Here is a 24,742-nt window from a genome sequence, read left to right on the forward strand (position 1 = left end):
AGTGAAACAGCGTATTATCACAGCCGTAATCGCTGCCGCTTTGTTTATTCCATTTGTCGTATATGGTCATTTACCATTTACGATTTTGGTCTATGCGATGGCAGCGATAGGGCTTTTTGAAATGCTAAGAATGAAAGGACTTTCCTTTTTCTCAATTCCGGGCTTACTCGGTTTTTTAGCAATGTGTGTTATATTAATGCCTCGTGAATGGGCAATAAAAGTAGAGGGTACAACATCCTTTTCGCAGCTAGAATATCTTTCGATTTTTGTACTTTTACTACTGATTTATACAGTTGTAGTGAAAAATAAAGTGACCTTTGATGCGGTAGCATTTATTGTAGCCAGTGTATTCTATGTTGGTGTCGGTTTCCATTACTTTATTTCAACAAGAACAGAAGGTATTGCCTATATTGTATTTGCTTTAGTCATTGTATGGTCTACAGATTCAGGAGCATACTTTGTTGGACGTAAAATAGGAAAACATAAATTATGGCCTGAAATTTCACCAAAAAAGACAATTGAAGGTTTTGTTGGTGGTATTGTCATTGCAGTGATTGCGACAGTAATTTTCCAATACTTTGCGCAATTAGATGTGAATTATGGTCTATTACTACTTGTTGCTGTTGTAGCATCGATGATTGGCCAACTCGGTGATTTAGTAGAGTCAGCAATTAAAAGACAATATGGCGTGAAGGATTCGGGTAATATTTTACCGGGACATGGTGGTATTTTAGATCGTTTTGATAGTTTGATTTTTGTTCTACCATTGTTACACTTCATTCATTTTGTTGGATAGGGGAATGAAACATGAAATCAATTAGTTTATTAGGTGCGACAGGATCGATTGGTCAACAAACACTTGATATCGTAAAAGAACATCCAGAGTCATTTCAAATTTCAGCATTGTCAGTTGGACAAAATATTGAAAAAACAAAAGAGATTATTCGAGAATTTCAACCGAGATTAGTCTCTGTTTTAAAAGAAGAAGATGCACGCGCATTACAAAAAGAGTTTCCAAAAACGGATTTTACATTCGGTAATCAAGGTTTAATTGATGTAGCTACATATGCAGACTCAACGTATTTGCTGAATTCTATTTTAGGTTCAGTAGGTTTAGAGCCTACGTTAGCAGCAATCCGTCAAAAAAAAGCGATTGCGATTGCCAATAAAGAAACACTTGTGACAGCAGGACATCTTGTGATGGCAGAGGCGAAGAAATATGGTGTGCCAATCTTGCCCGTCGATAGTGAACATTCGGCGCTATGGCAAGCGATGGTTGGAGAAAATCCAAAATCGATTTCAAAACTGATTTTAACAGCTTCTGGCGGTAGCTTCCGTGACCAAACACGTGAGCAATTAAAAGATGTAACTGTAAAAGAAGCGCTGAACCATCCAAACTGGTCGATGGGTGCGAAAATTACGATTGATTCAGCTACATTAATGAATAAAGGTCTTGAAGTAATTGAAGCAGCAGTATTATATGATATGTCTTATGATAATATTGATGTTTTAATTCACCGTGAGAGCATCATCCATTCAATGGTTGAATATCATGATACATCGGTCATGGCACAACTTGGTACACCGGATATGCGTACACCAATTCAATATGCACTAAGTTATCCAGAACGTTTACCACGTCCTAACGCACAACGTCTAGATTTAGCGAAAATAGGTCAACTTCATTTTGAAAATGTAGACTTTGAGCGTTTCCGTTGTCTTGGATTTGCTTATGAAGCAGGGCGTATGGGTGGCACGATTTTAACTGTAATGAATGCTGCAAATGAAGCGGCAGTAGATGCCTTTTTACATGAGAAAATTAAATTCTTGGAGATTGAAGATGTGATTGATCGTATGATGCAGTCGCATGAAAATATGTTAAATCCTGATTTAGAAACCATTTTACATGTAGACCAAGAAACAAGAAAATTTGTTCGAAGCATGATAAAATAAAAATGTAATACAACTTTTTAACTCGAAGAAGGTGGGAGAACATGCAAGCAGCAATTGCGTTTATTTTAGTGTTCGGCTCCATCGTATTCTTCCACGAATTAGGCCATTTTATTTTCGCAAAACGTTCAGGTATTTTAGTACGTGAATTTGCGATTGGCTTTGGACCAAAAATTATTGGGATTACAAAGGGAGAAACACTCTACACAATTCGTTTACTGCCGATGGGTGGATATGTACGAATGGCTGGAGAGGATATGGATACGACCGAGTTACAACCAGGTTACCGCATTGGTTTTTTATTAAATGATCAAGACGAAATGTCACGTATTGTGTTAAATCAGAATAAACAACTGCCCGATATGCTCTTTTTAGAAGTTGAAAAAGCAGACCTTTTAAAAGGATTATGGGTAGAAGGCTATGATGAAGATGAGAATTTAGTACGTTATAATGTAGCGCGCGATGCTGTCATTGAAGAAAATGGTCAACAGACGATTATTGCGCCTTATGACCGTACATTTAATGCAAAGTCATTAGGAAAGCGTGCAATGACGATTTTTGCAGGTCCTTTATTCAACTTTATTTTAGCGATTGTCTTCTTTATGATTATTGGTCTTGTTCAAGGTATTCCAACGAATGAACCAATTATTGCAAATGTTGTAAAAGATAGTCCAGCGCAGCAAGCAGGCATGCAAAAGGATGATTTAGTCGTCTCTGTAGATGGTAAGTCCATTTCAAAATGGGAGCAACTATCAGAAGTGATTCAAAGCAGTGCGAATAAACCAATCGATTTAGAAGTAAAGCGAGATGGCAAAATCGTACCGATTGAAGTAACGCCAAAAGCAGCTGAAGTAAATAAAGAAAAAGTAGGGCAAATCGGTATTCAATATGCGAACACGTATGAAAAAAATCCGCTAAAAGCTATTCCTTATGGATTTGAACAGACGTATAATTGGATAGTGAAGATTGCTGAACTTCTAGGTCTGTTAGTGACAGGTCACTTTACGCTGGATGCTTTATCAGGACCGGTTGGAATTTATAAAGCAACAGAAGAAGTTGCAAAGTATGGCTTTATGACATTAATGAACTGGGCAGCCGTATTAAGTATTAACTTAGGTATTATGAATTTATTACCGCTACCAGCATTAGATGGCGGACGCTTATTATTCTTTGGATATGAGGCAGTTCGAGGGAAGCCAATTGATAAACAAAAAGAAGGTATGGTTCATTTTGTCGGTTTTGCATTGTTGATGGTATTAATGATTGCTGTGACATGGAACGATATACAAAAATTCTTCTTTTAATTAAAGAGAGAAAATAGAATAGCCAAAAGGTGAGGTTAACGAATGAAACAATCAAAAACATTTATTCCAACTTTACGCGAAACACCAGCAGATGCTGAAGTAAAATCGCATCAGTTGTTATTACGCGCAGGATTTATCCGTCAAAATACAAGTGGAGTATACTCTTATTTACCGTTAGCTCGTAAAGTGCTTTCTAAGATTGAAAACATTGTACGCGAAGAAATGGATGCTATTGGTTCAAATGAAATTTTAATGCCTGCTTTACAATCAGCAGAGCTATGGGAAGAATCAGGTCGTTGGGAAGCATATGGTCCAGAACTAATGCGTTTAACAGACCGTCATAACCGTCAATTTGCATTAGGACCAACACATGAAGAAGTTGTTACATCACTTGTTCGTGACGAGTTGAAATCGTACAAAAAATTACCATTAACGCTATATCAAATTCAAACAAAATTCCGTGATGAAAAACGCCCTCGCTTTGGTTTATTACGTGGACGCGAATTCATCATGAAAGATGCTTATTCATTCCACGCATCATATGACAGCTTAGATGAAACATATAACGACATGGTACAAGCATATACAAATATCTTTAACCGTCTTGGTTTGAACTTCCGTGCAGTAATCGCTGACTCTGGTTCAATTGGTGGTACAGCAGGTACACATGAGTTCATGGTACTTTCTGAAATCGGTGAAGATACAATTGCTTACTCAGATTCTTCAGATTATGCAGCAAATATTGAAATGGCTGAAGTAAAAGTAGAATATAGCCACTCAGATGAAGAAATGAAAGAATTAGAAAAAGTAGCAACACCAGAGCAAAAAACAATCGAAGAAATATCAGCTTTCTTAGATATCGTATCTGAAAATATTATTAAAACATTAGTATTTAAAGTAGACGAAGAATTAGTTGTTGTTTTATGTCGTGGCGACCACGAAGTAAATGACATTAAACTAAAAAATGCATTAGGTGCAACTTCTGTTGAACTAGCAGAAGATGCTGAAATTCATGAATTACTTGGTAGTCATGTTGGTAGCCTAGGTCCAATCAAATTACCAATCGGTGTGAAAGTCGTTGCAGACCACGCGATTAAGTCAATTCGTAACGGTGTAGCTGGAGCGAACGAAGATGGTATGCATTATATCAATGTAAATCCAGGTCGTGACTTTGCGATTGATCGCTATGAAGATATCCGATTTATTCAAGTTGGAGACCCATCTCCAGATGGTGAAGGTACAATTAAGTTTGCAGAAGGAATCGAAGTAGGACATGTCTTCAAATTAGGCACAAAATACTCAGATTCAATGAAAGCAACATTTTTAGATGAAAATGGTCGTGCGCAACCATTCATTATGGGTTGTTATGGTATTGGTGTATCACGTATTCTATCTGCAGTAGCAGAACAATGCCAAGATTCATACGGGTTTGTATGGCCAAAACAAATTGCGCCTTACGATGTGCATTTAATCTCAGTTAATCCAAAGGATGAAGCACAATTAGAACTAGGTGAAGAACTGTACAAATTATTAAAATCATATCGTTATGAGGTATTATTTGATGAACGTGCAGAACGTGCGGGCGTTAAATTTACAGATGCAGATTTAATTGGTTTACCTGTTCGTATTACAGTAGGTAAAAAAGCTTCTGAAGGTATTGTAGAAGTGAAAATTCGTCATAGCGGCGAAACATTCGAATGTGCAAAAGAAGAAGTTGTGGATCGTATCAACAACATTTTTCAAACACTATAAGTCGATTGAAAAATACGTTATAAACGAATGAAGGAGAAAGGTTGTCTCTAAAAGTCATGTGTATAGATGACTTTTCAGGGCAGCCTTTTCGACTTTTAAATGAAAGGAGATTTATATGTCACAAGAAGCAGCAGAAGCACGTCAACAGTTTCATATTTTGTTACAACAAATTGGTTTAACTGAAGACCAAGATCTTCACTATGTAGAAGGCGGTGAATTACAGCGCTTAACGGTTCAAAAATCAAAACGTGTATGGTTATTTGCTTTAAAGCTACCCCGTATTTTACCGTATAGTTATTTCGCGCGTTTTGAGCAACATGTGATGAATGCTTTTAAAAGTATTGCAACAACACAATTAGCCATTACAGTTGCACAACCTGAAATAGATGAGGAGCTTATTCGTTCTTATTGGACGCGCGTCGTACAAGACCAAGATGAATTATCGCCCCCATTACGTGAAATTTTATCGAAGCAAGTACCTGAAATGATGGGACAGAAGCTGGTTCTATACTGTAACCAAGACTTTGAACAAGCAACACTCCGTAATAAATATGCAGAAAAGTTAAGTGAAACTTATCAGCAATATGGATTCCCACCATTACATTTTGATTTCCAAGTGAAGGATGTTACGCAGGAGATGGCGGAAGCACAGCAAAAATTCTTAGAACAGCGTCGTATTGAAGAAGAAGAAATTTCGAAAAAAGCAGTGGAAGACTTACAAAAACGTGAGAAGGAACGTCAACAAAATCCAGATGGTATTGATGTATCAAATCAACCATTCCAACTAGGCATTCCAATTAAAAATGATGAAAACTTTATGGAGATTCATCAAATCCAAGATGAAGAACGTCGCATTATTATTGAAGGTTTTGTATTCGATGCAGAAGTGAAAGAGCTGCGAAGTGGTCGTTCATTATTAACATTGAAAGTATCCGATTATACAGACTCGATTCTTGTGAAGATGTTCTCACGTGATAAAGAAGATGCAGCTATTATGCAGATGGCGAAAAAAGGGATGTGGGTAAAGGTACGAGGTTCTGTACAAAATGATACATTCGTGCGTGATTTAATTGTGATGGCACAAGATATCGTTGAAACAAAACCGGTTATTCGACAAGATACAGCACCTGAAGATGAAAAGCGTGTTGAACTGCATCTACATACACCGATGAGTACGATGGATGCCGTTACACCAACAGCTGATTTAATTGCAGCAGCTGCAAAGTGGGGACACCCAGCCATTGCAATTACCGATCACAACGTAGCACAATCATTCCCTGATGCACATAATGCAGGGAAAAAGCATGGCGTAAAAGTAATTTACGGTGTCGAAATTAATCTTGTAGAGGATGGTGTACCAATCGCTTATGATGAACAACATATCGCGTTAGAAGATGCGACATATGTCGTCTTTGACGTTGAGACAACAGGTCTATCTGCAGCCTATGATACAATCATCGAATTAGCTGCTGTTAAGATTGTAAATGGTGAAGTAGTGGATAAATTTGAAAGTTTTGCAAATCCACATCATAAATTATCTTCTACAACGATTGAATTGACAGGTATCACAGATGATATGGTACAGGATGCGCCGGAAGTCGTCGATATGATTGCGAAATTCCATGACTTTATTGGTGATGGTATTGTCGTTGCACATAACGCATCATTTGATATTGGTTTCTTGTATGAAGCATATAAACAAGCGAATATTGATGATTTCCATCACCCTGTAATTGATACATTAGAGTTGGCACGTTTTTTACATCCAACGATGAAGAACCACCGTTTAAATACATTATGTAAAAAATTCAATATCGAATTAACACAGCATCACCGTGCGATTTATGATACGGAAGCGACAGGTTACTTACTACTTCATTTAATGAAGGAAGCAACTGCAAAAGGAATCGTATATCATGATGACTTTAATAAATATATCGGTGGTGGAGATGCTTACAAACGTGCACGACCAACACATTGTACGGTACTTGCAAAAACAAATGATGGTCTAAAAAATATGTTCAAAATGTTGAGTGAATCTTATACAGAGACATTCTACCGTATGCCGCGTATTAAGCGTTCAACACTACAGCGTTATCGCGAAGGTTTAATTGTAGGGTCAGGATGTAGTAAAGGGGAATTCTTTACAGCAGTCATGCAAAAGTCATTAGATGAAGCGATGGAAATTGCGAAGTTCTATGATTATTTAGAAGTACATCCACCAGCAGTCTATGCGCCACTCATTGAATCCGAGTTAATTAAAGATGAGTGGAACATGCAAGATATTATCCGTAAAATTATTAAAGTTGGGAAGAAGCTAGATAAGCCTGTTATTGCGACAGGGAACGTACATTACCTACACAAAGAAGATGCGATTTTTAGACAGATTCTGATTCGTTCACAGGGCGGTGCGAATCCTTTAAACCGAAATACACTGCCAGACGTACATTTTAGAACAACGAATGAAATGCTCGACGAATTTGCTTTTTTAGGTGATGATGAGGCAAAACGCATTGTTGTAGATAATTCGCGTGCCTTAGCTGAACAAATGGATGAAGTTATTCCATTAAAAGATGATTTATATACACCAAAAATTGATGGTGCAGAAGATGAAGTACGTCGCATGACATATGAGATGGCGCATCATATTTATGGTGAGGAATTACCTGAAATTGTCGAAAAACGAATTGATAAAGAGTTGAAGTCGATTATCGGTCATGGTTTCTCTGTCATCTATTTAATTTCGCATAAGCTTGTAAAAAAATCATTGTCTGATGGTTATTTAGTAGGTTCGCGTGGTTCTGTAGGTTCGTCACTCGTTGCGACCTTTATGGAGATTACAGAAGTAAATCCATTGCCGCCGCACTATGTCTGTCCAAACTGTAAAAAATCAGAGTTCTTCGATGATGGTTCTGTAGGTTCAGGTTACGATTTACCAAATAAAGATTGTCCAGATTGTCATGTTCCATACAGTAAAGATGGACAAGATATTCCGTTTGAAACCTTCTTAGGGTTCAAGGGAGACAAGGTACCCGATATTGACTTGAACTTCTCAGGTGAGTATCAACCACAGGCGCATAACTATACAAAAGTATTGTTCGGTGAAGACTATGCGTTTCGTGCTGGAACAATTGGTACAGTAGCTGAAAAGACGGCATATGGTTATGTAAAAGGATATGGAACAGACCATAATATTAACTTTAGAGGAGCAGAAGTAGACCGCCTCGTTCAAGGTTGTACAGGCGTGAAACGAACAACAGGACAGCACCCTGGTGGTATCATTGTTGTACCGAACTATATGGATATTTTCGATTTTACACCGATTCAATATCCAGCAGATGATCAAGGTTCAGAATGGCGAACAACACACTTCGACTTCCATTCAATTCATGATAATATTTTAAAACTCGATATACTTGGACACGATGATCCGACTGTTATTCGTATGTTACTTGATTTAACAGGGATTGACCCAAAAACCATTCCAACAGACGATCCAGAAGTAATGGCAATCTTCCAAGGACCCGAACCGCTTGGTGTAACACCTGAACAAATTAAAGCCAAAACAGGAACGTATGGTATTCCTGAGTTTGGTACGAAGTTTGTACGTGGCATGTTAGAAGAAACGAAACCATCTACTTTCTCAGAGTTAGTTCAAATTTCAGGGCTTTCACATGGAACAGATGTATGGCTTGGCAATGCAAGTGAGCTGATTGAAAATGGAACGTGCGTATTATCTGAAGTAATCGGTTGTCGTGACGATATTATGGTTTATTTAATCTATCAAGGATTAGAACCTTCACTAGCCTTTAAAATTATGGAACATGTGCGTAAAGGTAAAGGCTTAACAGAAGATATGGAAGAAGCGATGATGGCTGAAAATGTACCGAAATGGTATATCGAATCATGTAAGAAAATTAAGTACATGTTCCCGAAAGCCCATGCGGCTGCCTATGTCTTAATGGCGGTGCGTATTGCGTATTTTAAAGTTCATTTCCCAATCGTTTACTACTGTGCGTACTTTACAGTTCGTGCCTCTGATTTTGATTTACTTGCGATGGTGAATGGCTCTGAAACAATCAAAGCACGTATTGAAGAAATTGAGAGCAAGGGATTAGAGGCATCGGTTAAAGAGCGCTCTTTACAAACAGTTTTAGAACTTGCTTTAGAAATGACAGAACGTGGTTTAACGATTCAAAAAGTGGATTTATATCGCTCAAAAGCAACAGAATTTGTCATTGATGGGGATTCTTTAATTCCACCATTCAATGCAATTCCAGGTTTGGGAAATAACGTAGCTGAAGCGATTGTACGTGCAAGACAAGATGGTGAATTTTTATCAAAAGAAGATTTACAAATTCGTGGTCGCGTATCGAAAACATTGATTGAGTATATGGATAAATTAGGTTGTTTAGAAGGTATGCCAGATGCCAATCAATTATCGTTATTCTAGGGTTTACTTGCATAAATCGTGAATTGATGCTAAAATAAAAACAATTACTTTGTTGATAGAACAGACGGCAAAAGAGTGGGGATTCCTCACTCTTTTCTGTTTGTATTTATCAGTAACTCTAAAGTCAGGAGGATTGTATGAGCAAAATTACTACGGAAATCGAAGAACTTGTAAAGCCAATCGTTGAGGAGCTTACATTGGAGCTAGTAGAGGTTGAGTTTGTAAAAGAGGGGCGCGATTGGTTTTTACGTGTATATGTTGATACTCCTGAAGGCAATATTGATATCGATCAATGCGCACAAGTGAGTGAGCGTTTAAGCGAAAAGTTAGATGAAAAAGATCCGATTTCACAAAATTATTACCTTGAAGTATCTTCTCCAGGAGCGGAACGCCCTTTAAAAAAGGAAGCTGATTACATTCAAGCAATTGGCCAATACGTTCACATCAAGACATACGAAGCAATTGATGGCAAAAAAGTATTTGAAGGTTACTTAACATCTTATACAGATGAAGGTGCCGCATTAGACATGTTAATCAAAACAAGAAAAGTAAAAGTATTAATTCCGAAAGAGAAAATTGCGGCAGCTCGCTTAGCAATTGATTTTTCTAAAGAACAATAATCTAGGAGTGAAACAAAAATGGGCAAGGAACTAGTAGGTGCTCTTAAAGCGCTTGAAGAAAAAGGAATCTCACGTGAAATTATCGTAGATGCAATTGAAGCGGCATTAATTACAGCATATAAGAAGAACTATGACGAAGCGAATGTACGTGTGGACTTAAACCTTGATAAAGGAACAATGCATCTCTATTCACGCAGAGAAGTTGTTGAAAAGTCAGAGGACGATTTATTAGAAATGTCGTTAGAGGATGCACGCCAAATCAACCCAGCGTATGAGATTGGTGACATTGTTGAAACAGAGGAAGTGCCACGCGACTTCGGACGTATTGCAGCAACAACAGCAAAACAAATTATGACACAACGTTTCCGCGAAGCAGAACGTGGCTTAATTTATGAAGAGTATGTAGATCGTGCAGACGATATTATCAACGGTGTTGTAGAACGTCTGGATGCACGTAATATCTATGTAGGAATTGGCAAAATCGAAGCGGTATTATTACCGAACGAGCAAATTCCAGGTGAATCATATGAGCCACACGATCGTATTAAAGTGTACATTACAAAAGTAGAACGTTCTTCTAAAGGACCTCAAGTATTCGTTTCAAGAACACACCCAGGTTTATTACGCCGTCTATTTGAATTAGAAGTACCAGAAATTTTTGAAGGTACAGTTGAAATCAAAACAATTGCACGTGAAGCAGGAGATCGTTCAAAAATCTCTGTTATCGCGCATAACGATGAAGTAGATCCAGTTGGTGCATGTGTTGGTACAAAAGGTGCACGTGTCCAAACAATTGTAAATGAATTAAACGGTGAGAAAATTGACATTGTAGAATGGTCAGAAGATCCAGTTGAATTCGTAGCGAACGCACTTAGCCCATCAAAAGTATTAGATGTTCAAGTAAATGAAGAAGAAAAATCAACATTAGTTGTCGTACCAGATTACCAACTATCATTAGCAATTGGTAAACGTGGTCAAAATGCACGTTTAGCAGCGAAATTAACAGGTTGGAAAATCGATATTAAATCTGAAACAGACGCAATAGAGCAAGGCCTATATGACCCAGCGAATGCAACAATCGTTGTAAAAGAAGAGCCATCTGTAGAAGAAGATGTAGAAATCGATTTATATCACGACGAAGATTAATTGAAAGGTGTTTAGAAGATGCCAGTCAATCGAAAAGTACCATTAAGAAAATGTTGTGCAACAGGTGACATGTTACCAAAAAAGGACATGGTACGTGTTGTACGTTCAAAAGAAGGTGAAGTATCCGTAGACGAGACTGGTAAAAAGTCTGGTCGCGGTGCTTACGTATCGAAATCAGAAGCTGCAGTAGAAGCAGCAAAGAAGAAGAATGTTTTGAAAAATCAATTAGAAGTTGAAATTCCAGAACACATCTATGATGATTTGCTAGCAGTTATTCGAAAGGGTAAATAACATGACAACTGAACAAGCCATTTTAAATTTACTAGGAATTGCAGCGAGAGCAAGACAAGTAGTATCAGGCGAAGAACAAGTGGTGAAGGAAGTTCGAGGACAATCGGCTAAACTTGTGATTTTATCCACAGATGCTTCAAAGAATACGCAAAAAAAGTTGCGCGATAAATGTAACTCATTTCAAGTTGAATTGCATGAATTTAGTACACGTGAAGTACTAGGTCATGCGACAGGTCGAGAAACACGTGTATCCTTAGCAATTATGGACCGCGGTTTTGCGAAAAAACTGTCGGAGTTATTCCAACAACTTGAATCACAATAATGCAGTACATGAGGAATCAAGACAGAAGCTGTCAAATAAGATCCAAGTGTGAAAGTCCTTATTTCACCAAGTCATCAATGAGCGCCAAGGGACAGCCAGGAACTCGTCCTGCTATTAGTTCGATGACGATGTAAGAAATTAATAGCGAACACTCAAAAATTTCATATGAATAAGGATGTACTATGACAAATAACTCATCTAATAATAATAATAAAACAAATACTTCACGCCCGTCTTCAGGCGGCAATAACGCAGGTCGTGGCGGACAACAAAATCGTGGCGGACAAAACCGCGGAGGACAAGCAGGTGGTCGTCCACAACAACGTCGTCGTCCAGGAATTAACGGAGGTCAACGTCGTAAAAACCGTCCAGCTCCACAACCTGTAGCACCAAAAGCATTACCAGAAAAAATCACGTTCTATGAATCATTAACTGTAGGAGAGTTAGCGAAAGAGCTAGGTCGCGAGCCTTCAGAAATCGTTAAAAAATTATTCTTACTTGGTGTAATGGCAACAATTAACCAAGAATTAGATAAAGATACAATCGAATTAATCGCTACAGACTACGGTGTAGAAGTAGAAGAAGAAATTCGTATTGACCGTACCGATTTAGAAACATATTTCGAAGATGAAGAAGTAGTAGAAGATGCTGAAGCAGTAGAGCGTCCTCCAGTTGTAACAATTATGGGTCACGTTGACCACGGTAAAACAACATTACTAGACTCAATTCGTAACACAAAAGTAACTGCGGGTGAAGCAGGTGGTATCACACAACATATCGGTGCTTACCAAGTAGAAGTAGAAGGCAAAAAAATCACATTCCTTGATACACCAGGACATGCTGCATTCACAACAATGCGTGCACGTGGTGCAAAAGTTACTGATTTAACAATTCTAGTTGTAGCAGCTGATGATGGTGTTATGCCACAAACAGTTGAAGCAATCAACCATGCGAAAGCTGCAGAGGTTCCAATCATCGTTGCAGTAAACAAAATGGATAAACCTTCAGCGAACCCAGATCGTGTTATGCAAGAATTAATGGAACATGGTTTAGTAGCAGAATCTTGGGGTGGCGAAACAATCTTCGTACCAATTTCTGCACTAAAAGGTGAAGGAATTGACCAACTTCTTGAAATGATTTTATTAGTTTCAGAAGTAGGCGAATTAAAAGCAAATCCAAAACGTAATGCAATGGGTACTGTAATTGAAGCACAACTTGATAAAGGTCGCGGTTCAGTTGCAACACTTTTAGTACAGAATGGTACATTAAAAGTAGGTGACCCAATCGTTGTAGGTCATGCTCACGGTCGTGTACGTGCGATGATTAATGACCATGGTCGTCGTGTAAAAGAAGCAGGTCCATCAACACCAGTTGAAATCACAGGTTTAAGTGATGTGCCACAAGCGGGTGATCGTTTCGTTGTATTCGATGATGAGAAATCTGCACGTCAAGTAGCAGAAGCACGCGAAATGACAGCAATCCAAGAACAACGTGGTGAAGGTCAACGTGTAACTTTAGATAACCTATTCGACCAAATGAAACAAGGCGATATGAAAGAATTAAACTTAATCGTAAAAGCTGACGTACAAGGTACAGTAGAAGCGATGGCTGCTTCATTAATGAAAATTGAAGTAGAAGGCGTTAACGTGAAAATTATTCACACAGGTGCAGGTGCGATTACAGAGTCTGATATTTCATTAGCAGCAGCATCAAATGCAATCGTAATTGGTTTCAACGTACGTCCAGATACAAATGCAAAACGTGCAGCAGAACAAGAAGGCGTTGATATTCGTCAACACCGTATCATCTACAAAGTAATCGAAGAGATTGAAGCGGCGATGAAAGGGATGCTTGACCCAGAATACGAAGAAAAAGTTGTGGGTAATGCAGAAGTACGTGAAACATTCAAAGTATCAAAAGTGGGTACAATTGCAGGTGGTTATGTTACAGACGGTAAGTTAGTACGTGACGCAGGTGTACGTGTTATCCGCGATGGTATCGTTATTTTTGAAGGTGAATTGTCTTCATTAAAACGATTCAAAGATGATGCAAAAGAAGTAGCAAAGGGTTACGAATGTGGTTTCACAATTGCAAACTTTAATGATATTAAAGTGGGCGATGTAATTGAAGCATACGTAATGGAAGAAATTAAACGCTAATGATTGTTTATGTGGAATGTGAATTTATGATTCCAGCCGCACATTCATTAAAAGAAAAAAGAGCTGTGTTAGAAAAGATGAAAGTCCGGACCAAACAGCGTTATAATATAGCTATCTCAGAGATTGATCATCAAAATGTTTGGCAAAGAACACGCTTAGCAATCGTGACCGTTTCCTCGAATAAGCAAGCTGCTAATCGGGAAATGGATCACGCCATTGCACATTTAGAGTCGAATCCTGAGTGGGAACTTCTTGATTTATATCGAGAATATTTATGAAACTGAGGTGAATCGATTATGTCATTACGTTCAAATCGAGTAGCTGAGCAAATTAAAAAAGAGCTTGGCGATATTATTGGTCGTAAGCTAAAAGACCCTCGTGTAGGATTTGTTACAGTTACAGATGTAGAAGTAACAGGCGATTTACAACAAGCGACAATTTATATTACTAGTTTAGGTACAGAACGAGAAAAACAGGAAACATTAAAAGGGCTCGAAAAAGCAAAAGGCTTTATTCGCTCTGAAATTAGTAAGCGTATCCGTTTACGCATTGCTCCTGAACTATTTTTCGAATTTGATGCCTCAATTGAGTACGGTAATCATATTGACGATTTGTTACGCAAACTGCACGAATCTGATAGATAACAATCGTAAAAAAGAGGCTGTCCTTTATTGGATCAGCCTCTCTTTTTTATGTAAATGGAGGTATATGAATGCACGGGATTTTACCATTATGGAAAGAAGCAGGCATGACATCTCATGACTGTGTATTTAAATTAAGAAAAATTTTAGGTACGAAAAAAGTAGGGCATACAGGTACACTTGATCCAGCAGTAGAAGGTGTACTACCGATTTGTGTAGGTAATGCAACACGTTTAGCAGAATATATTACAGACGCAGGAAAAGTATATGAAGCGGTTGTATCGATTGGAACTGCAACAACGACAGAAGATGCAGAAGGTGAAGTCGTTACACAAAATCATACGCATAAAGTGATTACACGTGAAGCAATTGAACAAGCTTTGCACTTATTAACAGGTACAATTGAACAAACACCGCCAATGTACTCTGCTGTTAAAGTAAATGGTCGTAAACTATATGAGTATGCACGTGCTGGTCAAACAGTGGAACGTCCGACACGACTTGTCGAAATCAAAGAATTAACATTACTTGAGCCGCAAGAAGTATATGAAGGTGAAGAAGTGATGTTCTCTATTCGAATTGCTTGTGGAAAAGGTACTTATATTCGTACGCTTTCCGTTCAAATTGGTGAGATTCTTGGATACCCAGCTCATATGAAAAAACTTATACGTACGATGTCAGGAAGTTATACACAAGATGAATGTAAAACGCTTGGTGAATTACAAGAGATGAAAGAACAGGGAACATTAAGTGAAGCGATTCGTCCACTTGAAACAGCATTAACAGAATACCCACAAATTGCGATTACAGATGCAAATCGAAAAGAAATTTCGAATGGACAAGTGCTTCCAGTACACCCTTCTCTAAAAGAATCTGATAAGATAGTGTACGTGGAAAATAATCAGGCTGTAGCTATTTATGTAGTACATCCAACTAAAACAGGATTAATGAAACCCGAAAAGATGTTTCCTAAAGTAAACTAGGAGGTTACGACATGCAAGTTGTACAATTATCATATCCAAACCAAATTACTTCAGAACAATTAACAGGTCCTTATTCACTTGCGCTAGGATTTTTTGATGGCGTACATAGAGGGCATCAAGCGGTGATTAATAAAGCGAAAAAAAAAGCAGAAGAAACGGGGACAAAATTAGCGGTTATGACATTTGACCCTCACCCTTCGATTGTTCTTGGTCAAAGTAAAGAAAAAGTATTTTACATTACACCCCTACAACAAAAAATCACGATTTTAGAAGAATCGGGTGTTGATACGTTATTCGTCGTTCGGTTTACATCTGACTTTGCACAATTATCACCAGAGGAATTCGTCCAACTATTTATTAAAGACTTAGGTGTACAACATGTCACAGCAGGTTTTGATTATACATTTGGACGAAAAGGTAGTGGAACGATGGCGGATATGCCAGCGCTATGTGGTGAGGACATTACCGTGCAAGTAGTTGAAAAACAAATAGAAGATGATGAGAAAATTAGCTCTACTCGTATTCGTGCATTATTAAAAGAAGGTAATATAAAAGAGGTTCACGCATTATTAGGTAGACCATATCGCACACCGGGAGTAGTTGTACATGGTGATAAACGTGGACGCACAATTGGATTCCCGACGGCGAATGTACAAGCAGATGAAGGTAGTTTTATTCCTGCAAACGGTGTCTATGTAGTCAAGGTACGTGTACAACAAGAATGGTTTATCGGTGTATGTAATATTGGGTACAAACCGACATTTAAAAATCCAAACGAGAAAAACTTAACAATTGAAGTGCATATCGTAGGTTTCGATAAAAATATTTACGGAGAAGCAGTAGCGATTGATTGGTATGATTGGGTACGCCCAGAGCAAAAATTCGACGGAATTGAGGCGCTTGTTGCACAACTCACAAAAGATAAACAAGCCGCAATCGATTTCTTCAAAGAAGTATAGTAATGTAGAGAGAATCGTTTATTTTACAGTGATTTTAGTTGCGTAGAGACCTTCTTTATGTTACTATTTCATAAGTGACTTGATAAAAGCACAGAACCTTTACTTGGTATTTCGATTCTCCAACGAATCACTCAGTAACAGGGGATATTTTATAATTTGGGAGGTGTATTCAAGATGGCATTAACACAAGAACGTAAAAATGAAATCATCGCTGAATACCGTACACATGAAAGTGATACTGGATCTCCAGAAGTACAAATCGCTGTACTAACTGAGGATATCAACAACTTAAACGAGCACTTACGTACTCATAAAAAAGATCACCATTCACGTCGCGGTTTATTCAAAATGGTAGGTCGTCGTCGTAACTTACTGAAATATCTTCGTGAAAACGATGTTCAACGTTACCGTGAATTAATTGGTAAACTTGGCTTACGTCGATAAAATGCAACTTGAAAAAGCGGGCTGGTCCCGCTTTTTCTTTATGTTACAGAAAAAAAGAATCACACGCCAATCCCAAAATATGAAAAATTGCTTCATCAAGTATGAAATGTTTCGCAATGAAAACACATTTTTGATAAACTAGCTAGTGATTACATAAATAAAATAAATGGCAATACGGTTTTTGAGAGAGGAGTTCAATAAATGAACGAAAAAAAGGTATATAGCTATGAGTGGGCAGGTAAGCCATTAGTTGTAGAAGTAGGTCAATTAGCAAAACAAGCAAACGGTGCAGTTATGGTACGCTACGGTGACACAGCAGTACTTTGTAACGCAACAGCTTCAAAAAAACCAAAGCAAACAGATTTCTTCCCATTAACAGTGAACTACGAAGAAAAAATGTATGCTGCTGGTAAAATTCCAGGTGGATTCGTTAAACGTGAAGGTCGTCCTTCAGAAAAAGCAGTTTTAACATCTCGTTTAATAGACCGTCCAATCCGTCCACTATTCCCTGATGGTTTCCGTAATGAAGTACAAGTAATCTCTATGGTCATGTCGAATGATCCAGATTGTAGTTCAGAAATGGCTGCAATGCTAGGTTCTTCACTTGCATTAATGGTATCAGATATTCCATTTGATGGCCCAATCGCAGGTGTAACAATCGGTATGATCGATGGTGAATTCATTGTTAACCCAACAGTGGAACAATTAAAAAATTCAACAATTGATTTAACAGTTGCAGGTACAAAAGATGCGATTAACATGGTTGAAGCTGGCGCACTTGAAGTACCAGAAGAAACAATGTTAGAAGCGATTGTTTTCGGTCATGAAGAAATCAAAAAAGTAATTGCCTTCCAAGAGCAAGTTGCTGCTGAATGTGGTAAAGAAAAAATGGAAGTACAGTTACAAACAATCAATGAAGAATTATATGAAGAAATTAAAGCTGCGCACGAAACAGAAATGAATGCAGCCATTCAAACACATGAAAAACATGCACGCGATGAAGCAATCGAAGCTGTTAAATCAGTTGTAGTAGCTGCATATGAAGAGAAATTAGCAGACGCAGAAGATCGTGATACAACATTAAAACAAGTAAATGAAATTTTAGATAAAATGGTGAAAGACGAAGTACGTCGTTTAATCACAGAAGATAAAGTACGTCCTGATGGTCGTAAATTAGACGAAATTCGTCCTCTATCATCTGAAGTTGGTTTATTACCACGTACACACGGTTCGGGTCTATTCACACGTGGTCAAACACAAGCACTATCAATTTGTACACTAGGTTCATTAAGTGATGTACAAATTATCGATGGTTTAGGTGTAGAAGAAAACAAACGCTTCATGCACCACTACAACTTCCCACAATTCTCAGTTGGTGAAACAGGACCAATGCGTGGACCAGGTCGTCGCGAAATTGGTCACGGTGCATTAGGTGAACGTGCATTATTAGCAGTTATTCCAGATGAAGCAGACTTCCCTTACACAATCCGTTGTGTATCTGAAGTATTGGAATCAAACGGTTCAACTTCTCAAGCGTCAATCTGTGGTTCAACACTAGCGATGATGGATGCAGGTGTACCTTTAAAAGCACCGGTAGCTGGTATTGCAATGGGCTTAATCAAAAAAGGTGAACACTACTCAATTTTAACAGATATTCAAGGTATGGAAGACCACTTAGGCGATATGGACTTCAAAGTAGCAGGTACAGCTAAAGGTGTAACAGCACTACAAATGGATATTAAAATCGACGGTTTATCACGTGAAATTTTAGAAGAAGCATTAACACAAGCAAAACACGGTCGTATGGTGATTCTTGAGTCAATGTTACAAACAATTGCTGAACCACGTGAACAGTTATCTGCATATGCACCAAAAATTAAATCAATTCATATTAAACCAGATAAAATCCGTGATGTTATTGGACCTGGTGGTAAACAAATCAATAAAATTATTGATGAAACAGGCGTAAAAATTGACACGGAACAAGATGGTACAATCTTTATCTCATCAGTTGATGAAGAGATGATTCAACGTGCACAAGATATGATTGAAAGTATCGTACGTGAAGCAAAAGTAGGGGAGTACTACTTAGGTAAAGTAAAACGTATCGAGAAATTCGGTGCTTTCCTTGAAATCTTCCCAGGTAAAGATGGTTTATTACACATTTCTGAGATTCAAGATGAGCGCACGAAAAATGTTGAAGACGTATTAAAAATCGGTGACGAGCTATTTGTAAAATGTATCGAAATCGACCGTCAAAATCGTGTCAACCTTTCTCGTAAAGTCGTTGTTCAAGAAGAAAAAGAAAAAGCAGCTGATTAATTTTTAATGTAATGAGTTGAATGCAGAAAGAGGTATGCCTTGTCGCTTTTCGAACGTAATTGAAAAGCAAAGGGTATACCTCTTTTTTAAAATAGGAGTGAAAAAATGTTAGAAAAATATACAGCTAAAAATGGTTTGCGTATTGTAGCAGAAAAAATGCCTCACGTTCGTTCTGTATCTTTTGGTATTTGGGTAAATGTTGGTTCGCGTTATGAAACACCAGAAGAGAATGGTTTAACACATTTTATTGAGCATATGCTATTTAAAGGAACGAAAACACGTAGTGCTAAACAAATTGCAGAAGACTTTGATCGCATCGGTGCCCAGACAAATGCTTTTACATCAAAAGATCAAACATGTTATTACGTTGTCGCGATGGATCAACAAATTGAAGAAGCTGTGACGATATTAGCGGATATGTTTTTCCATTCTGTATTTGATCCAGAAGAAATGGAAAAAGAAAAACAAGTAATTGCAGAGGAGATGGCAATGACAGAAGATGCGCCTGATGATGATGTAGATGAACGTTTGTGGGCAGCGATGTTTGAAGGACATCCACTTGGCGCACCAATTTTAGGAACTGAGGCGACATTACAATCTTTCACGCAGCAACAAGTAAAGGATTTTATTCGTACGCATTATACTCCAGACCAAGTAGTGTTATCAGTTGCAGGGAATTTTGATGATGCACTCATTTCAAAACTACAAATATTGTTTGACCAATTTGAAAATGAAGAATCACGTGGTGTGATTACATTCGATCAGCCTGTTTTCCATGCAGTAGAAACAACGAAGAAAAGCCAAGTTGAGCAAGCACATGTTGTCATTGGTTTCCCGGGTCTTGCTGTAACAGATGAGCAAACAATCCCGTACCTTGTCATGAATAATATCTTTGGTGATTCGATGTCGTCGCGTTTATTCCAAAAAGTACGTGAAGAAAAAGCGCTGGCTTATACAGTATATTCATATTACGCAGCTTATCAAGATACAGGTGCATTCATGATTTATGGTGGTACATCGGTGAAACAGCGTGAACTAATGGAAAAAACAATCTTTGAAGTAATTGAAGAGTTTAAACAAACAGGTATTACAGAAGAAGAATTAATTTCAGCGAAACGTCAGTTGGAAAGTGATTTATTATTAGGGCTCGAAACATCATATGATTACATGACACGCAATGCGAAGAATGAAATTATTTATGGTCGTGAACGCACAATTGAAGAAGCGCTAGAACTATTAAGCCATGTAACGGTTGAGCAGGTGAATGAACAAATCGCAGCAACTTTTAATCAACCACATGCGAAATCAATCATTAGCAGTGAATTTTAAAAAATCTCCCTGATTGGGAGTTTTTTTATTTGGATATGAATCGATTGTATTTTAAAAATCATTTAATACTTAAAAATAAAAAAAGAGAGAAAATGGTATTTCAATAGCCTTTTAAGTTGAAAAAAGATTTAATATACTAAATAATTGAATTATTATACACAATTTAATTGGGGTATGGTACAATTACGCCATTATATATTGGAATAGGGAGAGATGTTTGAATGGCTAAAGAATTAACAGTAGCTGTTGTAGGAGCTACAGGTGCAGTAGGAACAAAGATGATGGAGCAGCTTGTGAAGCGAAAGTTTCCAGTTGGTAAGCTGAAATTACTTGCATCAAAGCGCTCAGCAGGGAATACACTGGATTTTGCTGGTCAAACATACACAATTGAAGAATCAACACCAGAAGCTTTTGAAGGCGTAGATGTTGCGTTATTTAGTGCAGGAGGTTCGGTTTCAAAAGTATTAGCAAAAGAGGCTGCAAAACGTGGTGCGGTTGTGATTGATAATACAAGTGCATTCCGTATGGACCCAGAAGTACCACTTGTTGTACCAGAAGTAAACCGCGCAGATTTAAAAGAACATAATGGAATCATCGCGAATCCAAATTGTTCAACAATCCAAATGGTTGTCGCACTAGAGCCAATTCGTCAAGCATTTGGTTTGAAAAATATTATTGTATCTACATACCAAGCCGTATCTGGTTCAGGTGTCAGTGCAATTGAAGAATTACATCAGCAAAGTCTTGCGTGGGATGAAGGTAAAAATGTAGAAGCAAATATTTTACCTGTAAAGAGCGACAAGAAGCACTTCCCAATCGCACGTAATGTACTACCACAAATTGATGTCTTCACAGAAAATGGTTTTACGTACGAAGAAATGAAAATGATTAACGAAACGAAGAAAATTATGCATGATGATGCATTAGCAGTTGCAGCAACTTGTGTACGTGTACCAGTTGTAGCAGGTCATTCTGAGTCTGTATTTGTAGAAGTAAATAAAGCGGGTGTAACAGTAGAAGAATTCCGTAAAGCATTAGAAAATGCACCAGGCGTTGTTGTACAAGATGATGTCACGAATCAACAATATCCAATGCCATTATTTGCAGAAGGCGAAGATCCAACATTTGTTGGACGTATTCGTAAAGATTTAGCAAATGATTGCGGATTCCATCTATGGATTGTTGCAGATAACCTATTAAAAGGAGCTGCACTGAATTCAATTCAAATTGCAGAAGCCATGTTAGAAGACGGACTACTATAATATAAAAATAATAAAGGGGTTGGATTTTTTATGAATATTGGTAATATTGGGACGGCAATGGTAACACCATTTACAAAAGATGGTGGGATGGTTGACTATAAACATTTAGCAGGTATGATTGAACATTTAATTAAAACAGGTACAGATACAATTGTTGTATTAGGTACAACAGGGGAAGTGCCAACGCTTTCAACGGAAGAAAAATTAGATGTCTTAAAATACACAGTCGATCAAGTAAATGGACGTGTACCAGTTATCGCGGGTGTAGGTGACAACGAAACATACTACTCAAAAATTATGGCACAAAAAGCTGAAGTTGCTGGGGTAGACGGGGTTATGCTTGTAGCACCTTACTATAATAAGCCAAACCAACGTGGTATTTATGCTCACTTTGCTGATATTGCGCAGTCTGTTTCAGTTCCTGTCATGCTTTATAATATTCCAGGACGTACTGGAATTAATATCGAGCCAGATACAGTAGCAAAATTAAGTAAAATTCCAAACATCCAAATTATTAAAGAAGCAAGTGGCGATTTAGACCAAATGACTGAAATTCTTTCTTTAACAGATGATGATTTCACAGTATATAGCGGTGATGATGGTATTACATTACCACTTCTTGCAGCAGGCGGTCATGGCGTTATTTCTGTAGCAGCACATGTTGTTGGGGAAGATATGCAGCGTATGATTTCTTTATTCAAAGAGGGACGCCATGCAGAAGCAGCAAAAATTCACCAAGCATTATTACCATTAATTCGTGCTCTATTTGCACAACCAAGTCCAGCACCTGTTAAATATGCATTATCGAAACTAGGTTTATGTAACGAAAATGTTCGTTTACCAATTGTTAATTTAACAGATGAAGAAAAAGCAGCATTTGATCAAGTTTGGGATCACTATTTCCAAACACAAAAAACATTTGCTTAATTCAATAATTATAATGAGCTATTCATCTGAGACGCATAGATGAACGGCTTGTTTTTTATTTTTTAGAAATAGAGGCTAGATTTCTTCTGAAATAAAAATAGAAGGAACCGTCATTTCTTAATTGTGAAAAACGGTTTCAAGCCTTATAATGAATGTAAGTGGTTGCTGTACGGGATTATTTTAGGAGGAAAAGAAGTGGCTAAAACTAAAAATGAAGTTATACGCGTCATTCCACTAGGTGGCGTTAGTGAAATTGGCAAAGCGATGTACGTCGTAGAAATTGACGAAGATCTATTTGTCGTAGATAGTGGATTAATGTTCCCAGAAGATGATATGTTAGGAATCGATTATGTTATTCCAGATATGTCGTTTTTAGTAGAGAACAAAGAACGTGTGAAAGGTATTTTCTTAACGCATGGTCATGAAGATGCGATTGGCTCAATTGCTTATTTATTAAATAAAGTAAATGCACCAGTTTATGGCTCTAAATTGACGATTGCTCTTGCAAAAGAACATTTAAAAGAGAAGCCTGCTCCACATCAAGTGAAGTTCTTTGAAGTAACAAATAAAAGTCGTATGAATTTTAAAACAACCTATGTAACATTCTTTAATACAACACATAGTATTCCAGATTCATTAGGTATTGTGTTCCACACATCAGAAGGTGCAATTGTACACACAGGTGAGTTCAAATTCGACCAATCTGCACAAGGGAAGTATCGTCCAGATATTTCAAAAATGGCGCAACTAGGAGACGAAGGCGTATTTATTTTGATGTCAGATTCTACAGAAGCAGAACGTCCTGGTCATACAATTTCTGAAAATGTTGTAAAAGAAAGACTAGAAAAAACATTCCATCAAGCAGAAGGACGTATTTTAGTTGCTTGTTATGCTTCAAACTTTATTCGTATTCAACAAGTCTTTAATCAAGCAATAGCGCTTGAGAAAAAAGTAGCGATTGTAGGTAGAAGTTTAGAAAATACATTTGAAGTTGGCATGCGCTTAGGTTATTTATCAATCGACCCAGAATACGTAATCCCAGTAAGTAAGATGAACGATTATGAAGACCAAGAAATTGTAGCAATTATTACAGGAAATCAAGGTGAACCACTAGAAGGTTTAGAAAAAATTATCCGTAAACATCACCGCGATATCCGTTTAAAACCATCAGATACGGTTTTAATTACATTCACTCCATCTCCAGCAATGGAAGTGCAAATTTCTGAAACAATGAACACATTAGCAAAAATGGGCGTAAAAGTAATGGCTGCTGATAAAAAAGTACATGTATCAGGTCATGGTTCTCAAGAAGATTTAAAAATGATGATCAACTTAATGCGACCAAAATATTTCATTCCAATTCAAGGTGAATACCGCATGTTAATTTCACATTCGAAACTAGCACAAGAATTAGGTATGAATAAAAAACAAATTTTTATCGCAGATAAAGGCGATATCGTTGAATATAAGAACGGTAAGATGCGTATGGCAGGTCGTGTCAATGCAGGTAATGTTCTAATTGATGGTATTGGTGTCGGTGACGTAGGTAATATCGTATTACGTGACCGTAAACTATTAAGTCAAGATGGTATCTTTATTGTCGTTGTGACAATCAATAAAAAATCAAAACAAATTGCTTCAGGTCCAGAAATTTTATCTCGTGGTTTCGTATATGTACGTGAATCAGAAGAATTAATGGATGAGTCTGCGAAATTAGTTCGTGGCGTTGTAGAGAAGTATGTAAGTAAAGGTTCATATGAATGGACTGCAATCAAACAAGAGATTCGTGATACGTTGAATAGTTATCTATTCCAACAAACGAAGCGTCGTCCAATGATTATCCCAATTATTATGGAATACTAAGAAGCAACGAATAAA

20 protein-coding genes are annotated in these 24,742 nt (G+C 37.6%); all 20 read left to right on the forward strand.

The genetic code is table 11. The features are described from left to right. The first annotated feature begins 1 nt into the window (after position 1). The 20 genes from MHB75_RS02160 (at position 2) to MHB75_RS02255 (ending at position 24,727) form a co-directional block, all read left to right on the forward strand. Positions 2 to 796, forward strand: coding sequence for a phosphatidate cytidylyltransferase (locus MHB75_RS02160; RefSeq protein WP_141273044.1), 795 nt, complete (start codon positions 2 to 4; stop codon positions 794 to 796). 11 nt (positions 797 to 807) lie between these two features. Next, positions 808 to 1,953, forward strand: a complete 1,146-nt coding sequence (gene dxr / locus MHB75_RS02165) for a 1-deoxy-D-xylulose-5-phosphate reductoisomerase (RefSeq protein ID WP_340995692.1) — start codon at positions 808 to 810, stop codon at positions 1,951 to 1,953. A 41-nt stretch (positions 1,954 to 1,994) separates the two neighbouring features. Next, positions 1,995 to 3,254 carry an RIP metalloprotease RseP gene (gene rseP, locus MHB75_RS02170; RefSeq protein WP_068454769.1) on the forward strand — a complete coding sequence of 420 codons (1,260 nt, stop codon included), beginning with the start codon at positions 1,995 to 1,997 and terminating at the stop codon, positions 3,252 to 3,254. A gap of 42 nt (positions 3,255 to 3,296) precedes the next feature. Beyond that, the gene (locus tag MHB75_RS02175) at positions 3,297 to 5,006 is read left to right on the forward strand and encodes a proline--tRNA ligase (protein ID WP_141273048.1); all 1,710 of its coding nucleotides are present in this window, start codon (positions 3,297 to 3,299) and stop codon (positions 5,004 to 5,006) included. Between the two features lie 115 nt (positions 5,007 to 5,121). Continuing rightward, complete coding sequence (locus MHB75_RS02180; protein WP_340995695.1) at positions 5,122 to 9,459, forward strand: PolC-type DNA polymerase III; 4,338 nt, start codon at positions 5,122 to 5,124, stop codon at positions 9,457 to 9,459. Positions 9,460 to 9,596: 137 nt separating this feature from the next. Next, a complete protein-coding gene (rimP, locus tag MHB75_RS02185) occupies positions 9,597 to 10,079 on the forward strand; it encodes a ribosome maturation factor RimP (protein WP_141273056.1) in 483 nt (160 codons plus the stop codon). Between the two features lie 18 nt (positions 10,080 to 10,097). Then, positions 10,098 to 11,225, forward strand: coding sequence for a transcription termination factor NusA (nusA, locus tag MHB75_RS02190; protein ID WP_141273058.1), 1,128 nt, complete (start codon positions 10,098 to 10,100; stop codon positions 11,223 to 11,225). 18 nt (positions 11,226 to 11,243) lie between these two features. Further along, the gene (gene rnpM / locus MHB75_RS02195) at positions 11,244 to 11,516 is read left to right on the forward strand and encodes an RNase P modulator RnpM (protein WP_068454754.1); all 273 of its coding nucleotides are present in this window, start codon (positions 11,244 to 11,246) and stop codon (positions 11,514 to 11,516) included. A gap of 1 nt (position 11,517) precedes the next feature. Continuing rightward, on the forward strand, positions 11,518 to 11,838 hold the full coding sequence (locus tag MHB75_RS02200; RefSeq protein ID WP_068454751.1) for a YlxQ family RNA-binding protein: 321 nt from the start codon (positions 11,518 to 11,520) through the stop codon (positions 11,836 to 11,838). Positions 11,839 to 12,020: 182 nt separating this feature from the next. Continuing rightward, the gene (gene infB, locus MHB75_RS02205) at positions 12,021 to 13,997 is read left to right on the forward strand and encodes a translation initiation factor IF-2 (RefSeq protein WP_340995701.1); all 1,977 of its coding nucleotides are present in this window, start codon (positions 12,021 to 12,023) and stop codon (positions 13,995 to 13,997) included. Continuing rightward, the gene (locus MHB75_RS02210) at positions 13,997 to 14,275 is read left to right on the forward strand and encodes a DUF503 domain-containing protein (protein ID WP_141273061.1); all 279 of its coding nucleotides are present in this window, start codon (positions 13,997 to 13,999) and stop codon (positions 14,273 to 14,275) included. Before infB ends, MHB75_RS02210 begins: the two co-directional genes overlap by 1 nt. A gap of 18 nt (positions 14,276 to 14,293) precedes the next feature. Further along, positions 14,294 to 14,641, forward strand: coding sequence for a 30S ribosome-binding factor RbfA (gene rbfA / locus MHB75_RS02215; protein WP_068454743.1), 348 nt, complete (start codon positions 14,294 to 14,296; stop codon positions 14,639 to 14,641). 68 nt (positions 14,642 to 14,709) lie between these two features. After that, positions 14,710 to 15,621 (forward strand): tRNA pseudouridine(55) synthase TruB, encoded by a 912-nt coding sequence (gene truB, locus MHB75_RS02220; protein ID WP_141273063.1) that lies wholly within the window; start codon positions 14,710 to 14,712, stop codon positions 15,619 to 15,621. 11 nt (positions 15,622 to 15,632) lie between these two features. Then, on the forward strand, positions 15,633 to 16,580 hold the full coding sequence (locus MHB75_RS02225; protein WP_141273065.1) for a bifunctional riboflavin kinase/FAD synthetase: 948 nt from the start codon (positions 15,633 to 15,635) through the stop codon (positions 16,578 to 16,580). Between the two features lie 174 nt (positions 16,581 to 16,754). Beyond that, complete coding sequence (gene rpsO / locus MHB75_RS02230; protein ID WP_087680152.1) at positions 16,755 to 17,024, forward strand: 30S ribosomal protein S15; 270 nt, start codon at positions 16,755 to 16,757, stop codon at positions 17,022 to 17,024. A gap of 201 nt (positions 17,025 to 17,225) precedes the next feature. Next, the gene (gene pnp, locus MHB75_RS02235; protein WP_141273067.1) at positions 17,226 to 19,346 is read left to right on the forward strand and encodes a polyribonucleotide nucleotidyltransferase; all 2,121 of its coding nucleotides are present in this window, start codon (positions 17,226 to 17,228) and stop codon (positions 19,344 to 19,346) included. Between the two features lie 105 nt (positions 19,347 to 19,451). Continuing rightward, positions 19,452 to 20,675, forward strand: a complete 1,224-nt coding sequence (locus tag MHB75_RS02240) for a M16 family metallopeptidase (protein WP_141273069.1) — start codon at positions 19,452 to 19,454, stop codon at positions 20,673 to 20,675. Between the two features lie 221 nt (positions 20,676 to 20,896). Continuing rightward, on the forward strand, positions 20,897 to 21,937 hold the full coding sequence (locus MHB75_RS02245; protein WP_340995714.1) for an aspartate-semialdehyde dehydrogenase: 1,041 nt from the start codon (positions 20,897 to 20,899) through the stop codon (positions 21,935 to 21,937). A gap of 30 nt (positions 21,938 to 21,967) precedes the next feature. Next, on the forward strand, positions 21,968 to 22,864 hold the full coding sequence (gene dapA / locus MHB75_RS02250) for a 4-hydroxy-tetrahydrodipicolinate synthase (RefSeq protein ID WP_141273073.1): 897 nt from the start codon (positions 21,968 to 21,970) through the stop codon (positions 22,862 to 22,864). Positions 22,865 to 23,059: 195 nt separating this feature from the next. After that, positions 23,060 to 24,727 carry a ribonuclease J gene (locus tag MHB75_RS02255; protein WP_141273076.1) on the forward strand — a complete coding sequence of 556 codons (1,668 nt, stop codon included), beginning with the start codon at positions 23,060 to 23,062 and terminating at the stop codon, positions 24,725 to 24,727. Positions 24,728 to 24,742 lie beyond the last annotated feature (15 nt).

Origin of the sequence: Kurthia sp. FSL E2-0154 (genome assembly GCF_038003625.1) — a bacterium.
GTDB classification, from domain to species: Bacteria; Bacillota; Bacilli; order Bacillales_A; family Planococcaceae; genus Kurthia; species Kurthia gibsonii.

Coding starts and splice junctions, on each gene's coding strand:
- dxr (WP_340995692.1), top strand. CDS start 808: ATGAAATCAATTAGTTTATTAGGTGCGACAGGATCGATTGGTCAACAA.
- rseP (WP_068454769.1), top strand. CDS start 1,995: ATGCAAGCAGCAATTGCGTTTATTTTAGTGTTCGGCTCCATCGTATTC.
- MHB75_RS02175 (WP_141273048.1), top strand. CDS start 3,297: ATGAAACAATCAAAAACATTTATTCCAACTTTACGCGAAACACCAGCA.
- MHB75_RS02180 (WP_340995695.1), top strand. CDS start 5,122: ATGTCACAAGAAGCAGCAGAAGCACGTCAACAGTTTCATATTTTGTTA.
- rimP (WP_141273056.1), top strand. CDS start 9,597: ATGAGCAAAATTACTACGGAAATCGAAGAACTTGTAAAGCCAATCGTT.
- nusA (WP_141273058.1), top strand. CDS start 10,098: ATGGGCAAGGAACTAGTAGGTGCTCTTAAAGCGCTTGAAGAAAAAGGA.
- rnpM (WP_068454754.1), top strand. CDS start 11,244: ATGCCAGTCAATCGAAAAGTACCATTAAGAAAATGTTGTGCAACAGGT.
- MHB75_RS02200 (WP_068454751.1), top strand. CDS start 11,518: ATGACAACTGAACAAGCCATTTTAAATTTACTAGGAATTGCAGCGAGA.
- infB (WP_340995701.1), top strand. CDS start 12,021: ATGACAAATAACTCATCTAATAATAATAATAAAACAAATACTTCACGC.
- MHB75_RS02210 (WP_141273061.1), top strand. CDS start 13,997: ATGATTGTTTATGTGGAATGTGAATTTATGATTCCAGCCGCACATTCA.
- rbfA (WP_068454743.1), top strand. CDS start 14,294: ATGTCATTACGTTCAAATCGAGTAGCTGAGCAAATTAAAAAAGAGCTT.
- truB (WP_141273063.1), top strand. CDS start 14,710: ATGCACGGGATTTTACCATTATGGAAAGAAGCAGGCATGACATCTCAT.
- MHB75_RS02225 (WP_141273065.1), top strand. CDS start 15,633: ATGCAAGTTGTACAATTATCATATCCAAACCAAATTACTTCAGAACAA.
- rpsO (WP_087680152.1), top strand. CDS start 16,755: ATGGCATTAACACAAGAACGTAAAAATGAAATCATCGCTGAATACCGT.
- pnp (WP_141273067.1), top strand. CDS start 17,226: ATGAACGAAAAAAAGGTATATAGCTATGAGTGGGCAGGTAAGCCATTA.
- MHB75_RS02240 (WP_141273069.1), top strand. CDS start 19,452: ATGTTAGAAAAATATACAGCTAAAAATGGTTTGCGTATTGTAGCAGAA.
- MHB75_RS02245 (WP_340995714.1), top strand. CDS start 20,897: ATGGCTAAAGAATTAACAGTAGCTGTTGTAGGAGCTACAGGTGCAGTA.
- dapA (WP_141273073.1), top strand. CDS start 21,968: ATGAATATTGGTAATATTGGGACGGCAATGGTAACACCATTTACAAAA.